The 14,257-nt window shown below is 64.3% G+C and carries 13 protein-coding genes; 8 read left to right on the top strand and 5 right to left on the bottom strand.

Annotated features, from left to right (window positions below; genetic code table 11):
- Positions 1–143: 143 nt before the first annotated feature.
- On the bottom strand, positions 144–350 hold the full coding sequence (locus E0E41_RS17055) for a DUF6514 family protein (RefSeq protein WP_130871090.1): 207 nt from the start codon (positions 348–350) through the stop codon (positions 144–146).
- Between the two features lie 296 nt (positions 351–646).
- Here E0E41_RS17055 and E0E41_RS17050 point away from each other — a divergent pair, with 296 nt between their 5' ends.
- The 4 genes from E0E41_RS17050 (at position 647) to E0E41_RS17035 (ending at position 4,726) form a co-directional block, all read left to right on the top strand.
- Positions 647–1,402, top strand: a complete 756-nt coding sequence (locus E0E41_RS17050) for a helix-turn-helix domain-containing protein (RefSeq protein WP_130871089.1) — start codon at positions 647–649, stop codon at positions 1,400–1,402.
- Between the two features lie 161 nt (positions 1,403–1,563).
- Positions 1,564–3,240 (top strand): formate--tetrahydrofolate ligase, encoded by a 1,677-nt coding sequence (locus tag E0E41_RS17045; RefSeq protein WP_130871088.1) that lies wholly within the window; start codon positions 1,564–1,566, stop codon positions 3,238–3,240.
- A 17-nt stretch (positions 3,241–3,257) separates the two neighbouring features.
- Positions 3,258–3,875 (top strand): cyclodeaminase/cyclohydrolase family protein, encoded by a 618-nt coding sequence (locus E0E41_RS17040; protein WP_130871087.1) that lies wholly within the window; start codon positions 3,258–3,260, stop codon positions 3,873–3,875.
- Complete coding sequence (locus E0E41_RS17035) at positions 3,875–4,726, top strand: bifunctional 5,10-methylenetetrahydrofolate dehydrogenase/5,10-methenyltetrahydrofolate cyclohydrolase (protein ID WP_130871086.1); 852 nt, start codon at positions 3,875–3,877, stop codon at positions 4,724–4,726. Before E0E41_RS17040 ends, E0E41_RS17035 begins: the two co-directional genes overlap by 1 nt.
- 58 nt (positions 4,727–4,784) lie before the next feature.
- Here E0E41_RS17035 and E0E41_RS17030 read toward each other — a convergent pair whose 3' ends face one another.
- The 4 genes from E0E41_RS17030 to E0E41_RS17015 form a co-directional block, all read right to left on the bottom strand.
- Complete coding sequence (locus E0E41_RS17030) at positions 4,785–6,677, bottom strand: M56 family metallopeptidase (protein WP_130871085.1); 1,893 nt, start codon at positions 6,675–6,677, stop codon at positions 4,785–4,787.
- A gap of 1 nt (position 6,678) precedes the next feature.
- Positions 6,679–7,038 carry a BlaI/MecI/CopY family transcriptional regulator gene (locus E0E41_RS17025; protein WP_130871084.1) on the bottom strand — a complete coding sequence of 120 codons (360 nt, stop codon included), beginning with the start codon at positions 7,036–7,038 and terminating at the stop codon, positions 6,679–6,681.
- Positions 7,039–7,120: 82 nt separating this feature from the next.
- Positions 7,121–8,482: a DUF2812 domain-containing protein gene (locus E0E41_RS17020; protein WP_130871083.1), complete on the bottom strand. Its 1,362-nt coding sequence runs from the start codon at positions 8,480–8,482 to the stop codon at positions 7,121–7,123.
- Entirely contained in the window at positions 8,479–8,802 is a 324-nt protein-coding gene (locus E0E41_RS17015; RefSeq protein WP_130871082.1) for a PadR family transcriptional regulator, read from the bottom strand. The genes E0E41_RS17020 and E0E41_RS17015 overlap by 4 nt, the downstream gene beginning before the upstream one ends.
- A gap of 154 nt (positions 8,803–8,956) precedes the next feature.
- Here E0E41_RS17015 and E0E41_RS17010 point away from each other — a divergent pair, with 154 nt between their 5' ends.
- From E0E41_RS17010 to E0E41_RS16995, 4 genes are read left to right on the top strand one after another with little or no spacing between them, the layout of a single operon-like run.
- The gene (locus tag E0E41_RS17010; RefSeq protein WP_130871081.1) at positions 8,957–10,321 is read left to right on the top strand and encodes an MATE family efflux transporter; all 1,365 of its coding nucleotides are present in this window, start codon (positions 8,957–8,959) and stop codon (positions 10,319–10,321) included.
- Positions 10,322–10,341: 20 nt separating this feature from the next.
- Positions 10,342–11,202 (top strand): methylenetetrahydrofolate reductase [NAD(P)H], encoded by an 861-nt coding sequence (gene metF / locus E0E41_RS17005; protein WP_130871080.1) that lies wholly within the window; start codon positions 10,342–10,344, stop codon positions 11,200–11,202.
- A complete protein-coding gene (locus E0E41_RS17000) occupies positions 11,199–11,858 on the top strand; it encodes a vitamin B12 dependent-methionine synthase activation domain-containing protein (RefSeq protein ID WP_130871079.1) in 660 nt (219 codons plus the stop codon). Before metF ends, E0E41_RS17000 begins: the two co-directional genes overlap by 4 nt.
- On the top strand, positions 11,855–14,248 hold the full coding sequence (locus tag E0E41_RS16995) for a homocysteine S-methyltransferase family protein (RefSeq protein ID WP_130871078.1): 2,394 nt from the start codon (positions 11,855–11,857) through the stop codon (positions 14,246–14,248). Before E0E41_RS17000 ends, E0E41_RS16995 begins: the two co-directional genes overlap by 4 nt.
- Positions 14,249–14,257: the final 9 nt, after the last annotated feature.

The raw sequence follows: 14,257 nt of genomic DNA, 5'->3' as shown, positions 1-14,257 counted from the left end.
TGGATCCCCTCTTCCGGACACGACGAAAAAGCCACCCTGGCGGGTGGCTTTCTCATCTTCTCATTCAGCCGATTGCCTTATTCCAAATTTTACTTGATTCCCGGGCCGCGGTCAAGAGGTGACCGGAGCTTTTTTCGCCCCCCTCAGGAGCGCCGGAAATCCTCCACCACGTCGGCCAGATGTACCGGCGAGAGGCCTGCGCTGTTGCAGCACTCCACCAGACGATTCACTTCCTGGAAATCGGTCGAGATCCGGCTCACACACACGCCGCCCCGGCTCCGGATGCCGTACATCTGGGGCCGGGTGCTCTCATCCAGAAAGACCCGATACATCACGCGGTTGTTTTTCATGTTCTCCTCTCTCCTTATTTCCTTGTTTCATGGTATTTCTTCTTTCGCGGGTCATCGACCCCATTCGACCGGATTCGGGAGAAGGCCATGCTATAATACCGCAAACGGCCCTGCCCTTCTCCTGTCTGCGCACGGTTTGTGTCCTCTCCCCTCTCCCTTCTACATATGGTACTTTCCCTCTCCGCGTAATCTATATAGTGTATCGCGCGCAGATTGTCAACGGCTGGCGCCCATTTGCATCGCTTCCCCGGAATTTTTACCACATCCGGTTTTCGCCGGAGGACAGGAGGAGTACTATGTCCCTGATGGTAGAAAAGCTGGCCTATCTGAAAAAGCTGTGCCGATTGACCACGGAGCAGACCGCGCAGCTCTCCCACATCCCGGTGGGCACGCTGAACAAGATCTTTTCCGGGCAGACCAAGCACCCGGCGGCGGAGCACATCGACCGGATTTCCCAGGTGTTCCGGGTGCCCGTCCACTACCTGATGGACGACGCCCTGCCCACCGAGTGCTGCTTCAGCGCCGAGACGGAAAACGGCCTTTTTTCCCTCTCGGCGGAGGAGGTGCGCATGGTGACCCAATACCGCCGGCTGGACGCCGGCGCCAAGCAGATCCTGTCCGCCATGGCCGCCCTGCTGCGGCTCCCCACCGGCCTGCTGGCGGGTACCGTTCCCGTCAAGCGCACCTTCTGCTATGCCGCGCCCACGCCGGAGGGGTTCTCAGACCACCCCATGCGGCCCATCCTGCTGCCTGAGACCGACCCCGCCGTCCGGCAGGCCGACTTCACCGTGCTGCTGGAGGACCGGTCCATGGAGCCCATCTACCCCCAGGGCTCCGTCATTCTCTGCCGCCGGGGACCGGTGGGCCGGGAGGACTACGGCCTGTATCAGCTCAACCAGGAGCTGCTGCTGCGCCGCCTGGTTCGCCGCCGGGGAGTAACCCGGCTGGTGGCCCCCAATCTGAGCTGCAAAGATGTCGTGGTGGACGAAGCCGACTTTCTGGACTGTCTGGGGGGCATCATCGGCCTGGTGCGGGGCTACCGCTGGGGCTAAGTCCGGTTGACAAGAAAATCAAAGGATGATACCATAGAATTGGAAATATCGCGGGCGGCCGCCTGCGGTCATAACGGGAAACTTTGCAGAAACGGAGGGGAGATGACGGTACGTACCGGCATCTCCCCTGTCTTTTCCGTTCTATGGGGAGGAGTGTCAAAATGGAAGTCAAGTCCGACATTGAAATCGCACAGGCCTGTCAGATGAAGCACATCAGAGACATTGCGGCGGTAGCCGGGGTGGACGAGGACTATCTGGAGTATTATGGCAAATACAAGGCCAAGATCGACCTGAAGCTGCTGGCCGACCGGGCGGACAAGCCCGACGGCAAGCTGATCCTGGTCACCGCCATCAACCCCACCCCCGCCGGTGAGGGTAAGACCACCACCACGGTGGGTCTGGCCGACGGCATGCGGCGGCTGGGCAAGAACACGGTGGTGGCCCTGCGGGAGCCCTCCCTGGGTCCCGTGTTCGGCATCAAGGGGGGCGCCGCCGGCGGCGGCTACGCCCAGGTAGTGCCCATGGAGGACATCAACCTCCACTTCACCGGCGACTTCCACGCCATCGGGGCCGCCAACAACCTGCTGGCCGCCATGCTGGACAACCACATCCAGCAGGGCAATGAGCTGGATATCGACGTCAAGCACATCACCTGGAAGCGCTGCGTGGACATGAACGACCGGCAGCTGCGCAACATCGTGTGCGGCCTGGGCGGCCGGATGCAGGGCGTGCCCCGGGAGGACGGCTTCGACATCACCGTGGCCTCCGAGATCATGGCGGTGCTCTGCCTGGCCACCGGCCTGTCCGATCTGAAGGCCCGGCTGGGCCGGATGGTGGTGGCCTACACCCGCGGCGGCGCCCCCATCACCGCCCACGACCTGAAGGCCGAGGGAGCCATGGCCGCCCTGCTGAAGGACGCCATCAAGCCCAACCTGGTCCAGACCCTGGAGGGCACCCCCGCCTTCATCCACGGCGGCCCCTTCGCCAATATCGCCCACGGCTGCAACTCTGTCATGGCCACCCGGGTGGCCCTCAAGATGGGTGACTACGCCATCACCGAGGCAGGCTTCGGCGCCGACCTGGGCGCGGAGAAGTTTTTGGACATCAAGTGCCGCCTGGCGGACCTCCACCCGTCGGCGGTGGTGCTGGTGGCCACCGTCCGGGCCCTGAAGCACCACGGCGGCGTGGCCAAGGCCGAGCTGAACCAGGAGAACCTGGAGGCTCTGGAGAAGGGCCTGCCCAACCTGCTGCGCCACGTGGAGAATATCACCCAGGTGTACGGCCTGCCCTGCGTGGTGGCCATCAACCGCTTCCCCACCGATACCGAGGCCGAGCTGAAGCTGGTGGAGGACAAGTGCAGGGAGCTGGGGGTCAACGTGGCACTCAGCGAGGTGTGGGCCAAGGGCGGCGAGGGCGGCATGGCCCTGGCGGAAGAGGTCATCCGCCTGTGCGAGCAGCCCAACCAGTTCCGGTTCGCCTATGATCTGGACCAGAGCATTGAGGCCAAGCTGAACGACATCGTGAAGAAGATCTACCACGGAGACGGGGTAGTCCTCACCAACGCCGCCAAAAAGCAGGCGGCGGAGCTCACCGCCCTGGGCTTCGGCGGCCTGCCCATCTGCATGGCCAAGACCCAGTACTCCTTCTCCGACGACCAGACCCTGCTGGGCGCCCCCGACGGCTTCACCGTCACGGTGCGCAACCTGAAGGTATCTGCCGGCGCCGGGTTCCTGGTGGCCCTCACCGGCGACATCATGACCATGCCCGGCCTGCCCAAGGTGCCTGCCGCCGAGAAGGTGGACGTGGACGAGAACGGCAGGATCTCCGGACTGTTTTAAAAGGGAGGTACCCGCTGATGAATACCGCTGAGCAGACCTGCCAGGGCTTCCTGGACGCTCTGGCCTCCAAGGCTCCCGTCCCCGGCGGCGGCGGGGCCTCCGCCCTGGTGGGCGCACTGGGCGCCGCCCTGTGCACCATGGTGGGCAACTACACTGTGGGCAAGAAGAAGTACGCCGACGTGGAGGAGGATGTGAAGGCCCTCATGGCCAGGGCCGAGGACATCCGCGCCCGGCTGCTGGCCCTGGTGGACGCCGACGCGGAGGCCTTTGAGCCCCTGTCGAAAGCCTACGCCATTCCCAAGGACGACCCCAGCCGGGAAGCGGTGATGGAAAAGTGCCTCCAGGACGCCGCCGCCACCCCCATGGCCATTCTGCGGCTGAGCTGCGAGGCCATTGACCTCCACCGGGAGATGCTGGACAAGGGCAGCGTCATCATGCTGTCCGACGTAGGCACCGGGGTGGTCTTCTGTCAGAGCGCCCTGTACGGCGCCGCTCTCAACGTGCGGGTGAACACCAGGAGCATGGCCGACCGGGCCTTTGCCCAGGCCATGGACGAGGAAGTGGACGCCCTGGTGGAGAAATACGGCGTCATCGCCCGGCAGGTGTATGACGCAGTCATGGGGAGGTTTGTGTGATGGCGGCGCTTTGGAAAGGGGCCCCTGTGGCCGCCGCCCTTACCGAGCGGCTCATTCCCCGGGCCCAGGCCCTTATGGAAAAGGGCGTGACCCCCACCCTGGCCATCGTCCGGGTGGGCGAGCGGCCGGAGGACCTGTCCTACGAGCGGGGGGCCCTGAAGCGGTGCGAAAAGGCGGGCATTGCCGTGCGGCAGTTCCTGCTCACCGCCGCCTCCAGCCAGGCCGATCTGATGGAGGTCATTGAGGAGGTCAACCGGGACGACTCCATTCACGGCTGCCTGCTGTTCCGACCTCTGCCCAAGCACATGGACGAGGCCGCGGCCTGCGCCGCCCTCTCCCCCGCCAAGGATGTGGACGGCATCACCGCCGGATCCCTGGCCGGGGTGTTCTCCGGCAGCGGGGAGGGCTACCCCCCCTGCACCGCCCAGGCCTGCCTGGAGATCCTGGACCACTACGGCTATGAGCTGAAGGGCAAGCGGGCGGTAGTGGTGGGCCGCAGCCTGGTCATCGGCAAGCCGGTGTCCATGCTGCTGCTGGGCCGCCACGCCACCGTCACCATCTGCCACACCCGCACCGTTGATCTGGCCGCTGAGTGCCGCCGGGCGGAGGTGCTGGTAGCCGCGGCGGGCAAGGCGGGGGCGGTATCCGCCCAGTGTCTGGCTCCCGGCCAGGTGGTGCTGGATGTGGGCATCAACGTGGATGAGGACGGCAGCCTGGTGGGCGACGTGGACTTCGCCGCGGCGGAGGCCACGGTGGACGCCATCACCCCCGTCCCCGGCGGCGTGGGAGCGGTGACCACCTCGGTGCTGGCCAGCCACGTCATCGAAGCGGCGGAAAAGGCCATCCAATAACCGAACAGAAAACAGGCCGTCGGGGCAAAAACCCCGATGGCCTGTTTGTTTTCTGCTTCTATTCCTCTACCAGCAGGAAGGAGCCGTCCTTCCCGCTCATGTCGAATTGGAACGTCCGCTGTCTGCCGTCTGTGTCGGTAAAGGAAAGCCCCACGGTGGGCAGGATACCGGGGAAGCTGACCGACACCACCAGGGGCCGGTCCGGTGTAAATTCCGCCGTGTGATACAGCGCTTCACCGGGCGCCGTCACCCGCGTCTGGGTCTCCTCGTCCCAGGTCAGACGGAACAGGGTGAGATCCTTCACCGTCTGATCCGTCGTCAGCAAAAGCCGGTTGCCGTATTCATCGATAGAGGCGTCGATCTCATCGTAAGCCGGATACCGGGCCAGCAGTTCTTCCGTGGCCGGCGCAACGGTGAGCTGTGCCGGTGCGGCCTGCTGGCCGAACACCCCGTGGATCTCCGCCCGGGCGGCATCCCCGGCGGGCAGGACCACCAGCTTGATCCCGCCCACCATGCCGCCCTGGGTGATCAGATAGTAGCAGGCCCCGTCGCCGGTTCGGATCCCCCTGTCGCTGCACCAGCCCTCCAGTACCGGGATGGAGCTGATGTCGGCAAAGTCTGTAAACAGCTCTGTATCCGCCGGCATCTCCCCCTGTTCAACCGCGCCGCTGTCCAGGTCGATCCGGTACGCCGCAAAGTCCCCGGCTTCCGTCCCTTGGCTGGAGAGGTAAGCATAGTTTCCCTCCCTGTCGACCTGCACCGACAGCACTGTGTCCCCCTGCCCGTGATGGGCCAGGTCCAGCTTGCTCAGGTCGATCCTCTGGGTGAGCTCATAGCTTTTCAGGTCCAGGACAAAAAAGCCGTTGGAATAGTGGAACACCAGCTTTTCCCCGTCGGCATAGTCCAGATCCGCCATAACGGCGCCGATGGGATTGCCGGTATACGCCGCAAAGTCCTCGTCAGTCATGGCATATGTCTCGTCCGGTGCCTGACTGGCATCCGGTTTGGGACCGGAGGACAGGCACGCAGTCAGGGAGACGCACAAAAGGGCCGCCAGCACAACCGCCAGCCAGGTAGGCCGCTTATATTTCATGATGTTCTCAATCCTTTCCCTGGTGTCTCCCTCCCCGAAGGCAAGGGGCGCGCGGATAAACCTTCTTTTCCCGGCGGCAAATTGCAGCAGGGATGCGGAATAGTCTGCCCGGATGTCGTCCCGTGTGCCACGGAGCACCGCCTCGTCGCAGGACATCTCCATATCTCTGGCGGACAGCCTGAACGCCAGCCAGACCAGGGGATTGAACCAGTGCAGGCACAGCGCCCCAAAGGCCAGCAGCCTGGTGATGTGGTCGCCCCTGCGGATGTGGTGGGTTTCGTGCCGGAGGATGTAGGGCCGCTCCCTCTCGGACACCGTGGAGGGCAGATAGATCCTGGGCCGGAACAGCCCCAGGACAAAGGGCGTGGGGATATGGTCGGCCAGATAGACGTTCCCCTCCACCGGGACTGCACCGGTGAGCCTACGCCGCAGCCGCAGGAGCTGGGCCAGGTGAAATACCAGCATGGCCCCAACGCCGCACAGCCAGAGGATACCGGCAATTGACATCAGCCGTTGGGCAGCACTTACCGCCGGCGTCTCCTGCTCCAAAGCCGGGCTTCCGGTCTGTTCCGGCTGCTGGCCCACATGGATCGTGGCTGTCTGATGTTCCCCATCAGGCAGGTCCACACGCTCCACGGTCCCGGTCTCAGGGACAGGGTCCGGAAAAAGGTCCATCGGAGAAAATCCGAAGGGCAGCGCCGCCGGGCAGAGCAGGCGGAACAGCACCACCGCCCAGAGGGCATAGGAAAAGATCTTGGGCACCCGCTTCAGAAGCTGCCTTGCCAGCAGCACCACCAGAATGGCCCCGCTGGCGGCAGCAGACATACGGAGCACGGCGGAAAACAGCAGATGCGGCATATCATCCCCTCATTTCGTCGATCAGCTTCTGCAGTTCGTCGATCTCCCGGTCGGACAGCTTCTCTCCCATGGAAAAAGCGGTGAGAAATCTGGGCAGGGAGCCCGCAAAGGTCTCCTCCACAAACTGCCGGCTCTGCCGTCCCTGGAATTCCTCTTTGGACAGCAACGCCGTGACCACGCCGTTGCTGTTTTGGAAAATGCCCCGCTCACACAGCCGCCGGAGCATGGTGTAGGTGGTGGACTTCTTCCAGCTCAGCTCCTGCTGGCAGAGCTTGACCAGCTCGCCGGAGCTGATAGGCGCATGGGCCCAGATCAGCTCGGCAAAGCGGGTCTCCACCACGCCCAGTCTCATATCTGCCATTGAACGATCCCTCCATGCAAAAATGGTCTACTGGGTGTAAACCTCTCTGTGGTCAGTTTACACCCAGTAGACCATCCTGTCATTATGGCGCCAGTTTTTCCGACGCCAGGGTCATCTGCTCCTCCGTCAGGTGAAAGTCGGGGTCCAGCTCCACGATGCGCCCCGGCCAGCACACCAGATAGGTGGTGGAGGCCCGCTCGCCCCCCGCCCACAGCTGCCAGGCCCGCTCCGCGCCCCAGGGGGCGGGATCAATGGCTTGATACTGATAGTAGGGCTGGCCGTCGTCCGTCTCTCCGGACCAGTCGTCCCGGTCGTGGAGCAGCTCCTCCACGCACCAGTCGTACAGGAAGGGTACGTGGACGTCCACAATGGTATAGTCCAGAAAGGCCACACGATCCCCCTGCCCGATCTGATCATACGGAATGTCCTGATAGAAATTCCGCTCCGTAATGAAAAAGGTGGAATCCGCCTGCCGCCGGGTGATATAGCGGTCATCTTTCACTCCGGTCAGTTCTTCCACCGACAGGGGCGGGTCGATCAGCTCCTCCATGGAGGAGATCCGTCCGGTAGTGATGCCCCAGAGCAGCCCGCCCATGATGCCCCCCATCAGGACGAAGGCCAGCACCACATCCACCGTGAGGGTAACGCCCCGGTTGAGGGCCCGGGAGGCTTTCCGCTCCTTGAGGAAGTTTTTCACCCCGTTGACCGCCAGGAACATCAGGGCATAGGCCGCCAGCATGAGGATCAGCACCAGCCGGAAGCCGGGCTTGCGGTCGGCAATGAGAAGATAGGCAAGGGACAGCACCGTCACCACCAGCATGGCCAGCAGCAGCTTGTGGCACCCCTTTGTGGGCACGAACTCCCCCAGATGAGCTGCCTTTTTGGCCCTGTGCCGCCAGGTAAAGTAGCGGAACAGGTCGGCGGCACACCACAGAAAGAGCATCAGCCAGATGGCCCCGGTAGCCAGGTTGTAGGCGCTGGACAGCAGGTCGATGGGCCGGTGGGTCAGGGACCACAGCCAGGAACCCCCCATGCAGAACCCGATGACCAGCAGGATGAACTGGAAGGGCAGAACCCGCTTCATCATCTTCCCGATCCGTTCCAGCTCTAAAGAGGGCTCGGTGTCGATGGGTACCGGATCGTCCTCCTCATTGTAAAAGGCCTGCATCTGCCCGGAGGAAGCCGCCAGCTTCCAGCCGGACTGGAGGCAGAAGTCATGGAACTCCTGCTGTTCCTCGGTGGGCTCCGGGTCGAACTGAGACGCCCGCAGGTAGTAGGTGACGGTAAAATGGAGCTTCCGGGGCTCGATCCGCTTATAGTACCAGCCCAGGTTGCTCATCCGCTCCAACAGCCAGCCCTGGGCCGCCCGCTCTTCCAGATGGCGCTCCATGCCGGTGCGGTCATAGTAGGAAAAGGGGATAAAATCCCACTTCCGGTCCTTCATCGCGGCTCCTCCTCTCCGAATGCGGCCCGGTAGTCCCAGGCCTGGGCGCAGATGCGGCGGTACTCCCCCGACAGGGCCTCTTTCCCCTTGTCGGTGAGCACATAGCTCCGGCGGCGGCCCTCCGCTCTGGTCTCCCGGATCATGCCGGCCTCCGCGAACTGCTCCAGCAGGTTGTACAGGGTGCCGGACCCCACCCGCACCCTGCCCCCCGTCATGGCCGGGATGCGCTCCATGATGTCCATGCCGCAGCACTCCTTGCTGAGGCAGAGCAGGATGTAGTACATCTGCTCCGTGAGGGTCTGAAATTTGGGCCTGGGCATGTGTCTCACCCCTATTCTCGAATATCGACATTCTCTGTCTGCATTATATTCTCGAATATCGACATTGTCAAGAAATTCATTGACCCTTGCGCCTGTCTTCCGAGGATGGTATGATAGAGGGTACGCACAAAAATTGTCAAAGGTGGGTGAAGCAATGGCGGATCTGGACCAAAATTTGCTGACGGTGGGCAGCGTGCCCAGAAAAATGCTCACCTTTGCCCTGCCCATTTTTCTTAGCAACCTGTTCCAACAGCTGTACAACGCGGTTGACTCCCTGATCGTGGGCAAGTTTATCGGCGAGCAGGCCCTGGCGGCAGTCAGTTCCTCCGGCAGCCTCATCATGCTGCTCACCGGATTCATCAACGGCCTGTCTCTGGGCGCCGGGGTGCTCATCGCCCGGTTTTACGGCGCCCAGGATGACGACCATGTGGAGCGGGCGGTCCATACCACGGTGGCCCTGGGTATTGCCGCCGGGTGTATCCTGACGGTGCTGGGCGTGGTGCTCAGCCCTCAAATCCTGCGGTGGATCGGCACCCCGTCCGACGTGATCCAGAATTCCATTCTCTATTTCCGCATCTACTTCCTGGGCTGCAGCGCGGTGGTGCTGTACAATATGGCGGCCAGTATCCTTCAGTCGGTGGGAGACAGCCGCAGCCCCATGAAATACCTGATCCTGGCCTCCATCACCAACGTGGTGCTGGACCTTTTGTTCGTGGCAGTCCTCCACCTGGGCGTGGGCAGCGCCGCTCTGGCCACCATCATCAGCCAGATCCTCAGCGCCAGCCTGGCTCTGGGCCGGCTCACCCGCACGCAGCGGAGCTACCGCATCCGCTGGCGGCGGGTACGGTTTGAAGGGCCTATGCTCAAACAGGTGATCACTCTGGGCGTCCCCTCAGGGGTGCAGAGCTCGGTGGTCTCCCTGGCCAACGTCATCGTCCAGGCCAACATCAACGCCTTCGGCTCCTCCGCTATGGCGGGCTGCGGGGCCTACAGCAAGATCGAGGGCTTTGCCTTCCTCCCAGTCACCTGCTTTGCCCTGGCCCTGTCCACCTTCGTCAGCCAGAACATCGGCGCCCAGCGGTATGACCGGGTGCGGGCCGGCATGAAGTTCGGCCTGATGTGCAGCCCCATTCTGGCCGAGTGCATCGGGGTGGGCATCTTCTTCCTGTCCCCGGTGCTGGTATCCGCCTTCAACGATCAGCCTGATGTGGTGGCTTTCGGCGTCAACTACGCCCACACCGTGTCCCTGTTCTATTGCCTTCTGTCCTTCTCTCACTGCTGCGCCGGCATCATGCGGGGCCTGGGCCGGCCCATCGTGCCCATGACCATCATGCTCTCGGTGTGGTGCGCCCTGCGCATCACCTACATCACCCTGACAGTCCGGGCCATCCCCTCCATCCAGGTGGTCTACTGGGCCTATCCCCTGACCTGGGCCATCAGCTCGGCGCTGTTCGTTCTCTGCCTGTCCAGGCTCCGCTTCCCGCCCATGCCGTCCGCTGAGTCGGAAGCCGCCACCTAACATACAAGGAGTGTTTCCCCATGAAGATCATTGACAAGCTCAACCGGGACAAGGTCACCCTGTCCTTTGAGGTATTCCCCCCCAAGACCAGCGACACCTACGAATCTGTGGCAAAGGCCACCCAGGAGATCGCCGCCCTGCGGCCTGATTTCATGAGCGTCACCTACGGCGCGGGGGGCGGCACCAGCGACTACACCGTGGGCATCGCCGCCGGAATCCAGGATAAATACGGCGTGGACGTGCTGGCCCACCTGACCTGCGCCTCCTCCACCAGGGAGCACGTGGCAAAGGTGCTGGAGCACCTGAAAGCCAGGGGCATCCAGAACGTGCTGGCCCTCCGGGGGGACATCCCCGAGGGCGGCGCTCCCGCCCACGACTACCACTATGCCGCCGAGCTGGTACGGGACATCAAGGCTCACGGGGATTTCTGCGTGGGTGGCGCCTGCTATCCGGAGGGTCATCCGGAATCTCCCACCAAGAACGCCGACATCGACCATCTGAAGGCCAAGGTGGAGGCTGGCTGTCAGTTCCTCACCACTCAGATGTTCTTTGACAACAATATCCTCTATAACTTCCTCTACCGCATCCGGGAAAAGGGCATCACGGTACCGGTGGTGGCGGGCATCATGCCGGTGACCAACGGCAAGCAGATCGCCCGCATCTGCAAGCTGTCCGGCACCTACCTGCCCGAGCGGTTCAAGGCCATTGTGGACAAGTTCGGGGACAATCCCCCCGCCATGCGTCAGGCGGGGGTGGCCTACGCCACCGACCAGATCATCGACCTGATCGCCAACGGGGTGAACCACATCCACATCTATTCCATGAACAAGCCGGAGATCGCCGCCGGCATCCAGGCCAGCCTGTCGGAGATTCTGAAATGAACGTGACTGCCCCCTACGAGGAGGTCTGCCGCTACCTGGGCTACAGAAAGGGCGTCAGGCCGGAGCCGGAGGTGGAGGCCCTCATCCGCACCTGCACCGCCCGGGTGGAGCAGGCGGCGGAGCCCAGGACAATGAGTACCGTCCTCCCCCTTACCTTCTGTGAGGGGAACACCATGGAGCTGGGCCCCATCCGGGTGAAGAGCGCCGCCCTCCACCGGAACCTGCTGGGCTGTGAGGAGGTCATCCTCTTTGCCGCCACCCTGGGGCTGGAGGTGGACCGGCTCATCGCCCGGGCGGGGGCTGGCCGGGTCAGCGAAGGGGCCGTGTACCAGGCGGCGGGGGCCGCCCTCATCGAAGAGGTGTGCGACCAGGCCAACGACGCCCTCCGGCAGGAGAGCCTGGCGGAGGGCTGGTACCTGCGGCCCCGGTTCAGCCCGGGCTACGGGGACTTCCCCATTGCCTGCCAGCCAGAGATCGCCCGGCTGCTCCGCACCCCGGAGCGCATCGGCCTGACGGTGACCGACAGTATGCTGCTCCTTCCCATCAAATCGGTAACGGCTGTCATCGGCCGCTCCCGCCAGGCCATTGCCTGCCACCGGCAGGGCTGCGAGGCCTGCGGCAAAACAGACTGCGCATTCAGGAGAGATCAAGCATGAATTTGAGAGAAAAATTGGGGCGGGAACGCCTGTTTTTTGACGGAGGCACCGGCACCCTGCTCCAGGCCCAGGGTCTGAAGGGCGGCGAGCTGCCCGAGACCTGGAACCTGCTCTACCCGGAGCGGATCGCCGCCCTCCACCGGGCCTATCTGGAGGCGGGCAGCGACATCCTGTGCACCAACACCTTCGGGGCCAACGCATTGAAGTTCCCGGCGGGCGGTCCGTTCGACCTGGAGGCCATCGTGAAGGCCGGAGTGGACATCGCCCGCTCCGCCCGGGCGGAAGCGGGCCGGGAGAACGACGCCTGGATCGCCCTGGACATGGGTCCCACGGGTAAGCTGCTCAAGCCCATGGGGGAGCTGGACTTTGAGGACGCGGTGTCCCTCTACGCCCAGGTGGTGCGCATCGGCGCGGAGGCCGGGGCCGACCTGGTGCTGATCGAGACCATGAGCGACGGCTATGAGGCCAAGGCCGCCGTGCTGGCCGCCAAGGAGAACTGCGACCTGCCGGTGATCGTCACCACCGTGTACGGGGAAAACGGCAAGCTGCTCACCGGCGGCACTGTGGCCTCCACCGTGGCCCTGCTGGAGGGCCTGGGGGTGGACGCCCTGGGTGTCAACTGCGGCATGGGTCCTGCCCAGATGGAGCCCATCGTGAAGGAGCTGGCCGCCTGCGCCTCCCTGCCCATCGTGGTCAACCCCAACGCCGGGCTGCCCCGCACCGAGGGGGGCAGGACCGTGTTCGACGTGGGGCCGGAGGAGTTCGCCGCCGTGATGGAGACCCTGTCCGCCTACGGCATCCACCTGATGGGGGGCTGCTGCGGCACCACCCCCGATCACATCCGCGCCCTCACCGCCCGCTGCCGGAATCTGCCCTTTGTGCCCCCCACGGACAAGGGGCGCACGGTGGTGTCCTCCTACTCCCGGGCGGTGGAGATCGGCAAAGCCCCGGTGCTCATCGGGGAGCGGATCAACCCCACCGGCAAGAAGCGGTTCAAGCAGGCCCTGCGGGAGCACGACATCGAGTACCTGCTGAACGAGGGCTTTGCCCAGGAGGAGGCGGGCGCCCACATTCTGGACGTGAACGTGGGCCTGCCGGAGATCGACGAGCCCGCCCTGCTCACCGAGGCGGTGTGCGCCATCCAGGCGGTCATCCCCCTGCCCCTCCAGCTGGACACCTCCGACCCCGCGGCCATGGAGCGGGCCATGCGCCGCTACAACGGCAAGCCCATGCTCAACTCGGTGAGCGGCAAGGCTGAGAGCATGGAGGCGGTCTTCCCCCTGGTGAAAAAGTACGGCGGCGTGGTGGTGGGCCTCACCCTGGACGAGGGGGGTATCCCCGACACCGCCGACGGCCGGGTGGCCATCGCCAGGAAGATCCGGGATACCGCCGCCCAGTACGGTATCCCCGCCCACGACATCGTCATCGACCCCCTGACCCTCACCGTATCTTCGGAGCCCGACGCCGCTCTGGTCACCCTGGAGGCCCTGGGCCGGATCGGGCCGGAGGTGGGCTGCCCCACCATCCTGGGAGTGTCCAACGTGTCCTTCGGCCTGCCCCAGCGGGAGCTGGTGAACCGCACCTTCTTCACCATGGCCCTCCAGAAGGGACTGAGCTGCGCCATCCTCAACCCCCTGTCTGACGGGATGATGGCGGCTTACCGGGCCTACTGCGCCCTTACCGGGCTGGACAGCCAGTGCGCCGGCTACATCGCCGCCTACGGCGGGCCGGCCGCCGCACCCGCCGCACCGGTATCCGCCGGGCCTGCCGCTCCCCTGGACGAGTGCGTGATCCGCGGCCTGAAGGAAGGGGCGGCGGAGGCCGCCAAGGCCGCTCTGGAGGGCGGCGCGGCGCCGCTGGACCTGGTGGACAAGCTGCTGATCCCCGCCCTGGATCAGGTGGGCCAGGGGTTTGAAAAGGGCACCCTCTACCTGCCCCAGCTGCTGATGAGCGCCGAGGCCGCCAAGGCCGCCTTCGAGGTGGTGAAGACCGCCATGGCCGGTCAGCCCCAGGAGAACCGGGGCACCGTGGTGCTGGCCACGGTGAAGGGGGACATCCACGACATCGGCAAGAACATCGTGAAGGTACTGCTGGAGAACTACGGCTTCCAGGTGGACGACCTGGGCCGGGACGTGGCGCCCGAGGCCATCGCCCGGGCCGCCGCCCAGCCGGGGGTGCGCCTGGTAGGGCTCAGCGCCCTGATGACCACCACCGTGGTGAACATGGAGGCAACCATCGCCCTGCTGCGGCAGCAGGCCCCTCAGGTCCAGGTGGCGGTGGGCGGCGCAGTGCTGACGGCGGAGTACGCCAAGCGGATCGGCGCCGACTGCTACGCCAGGGACGCTATGGCCACCGTCCACTTTGCCCAGCAAGTCTATCCTCAAAGTTAAGAATATTCA

Source organism: Intestinimonas massiliensis (ex Afouda et al. 2020) (assembly GCF_900626285.1).
Classification (GTDB): Bacteria; Bacillota; Clostridia; order Oscillospirales; family Oscillospiraceae; genus Flavonifractor; species Flavonifractor massiliensis_A.
This window is presented reverse-complemented; position numbering and strand designations above follow the sequence as displayed.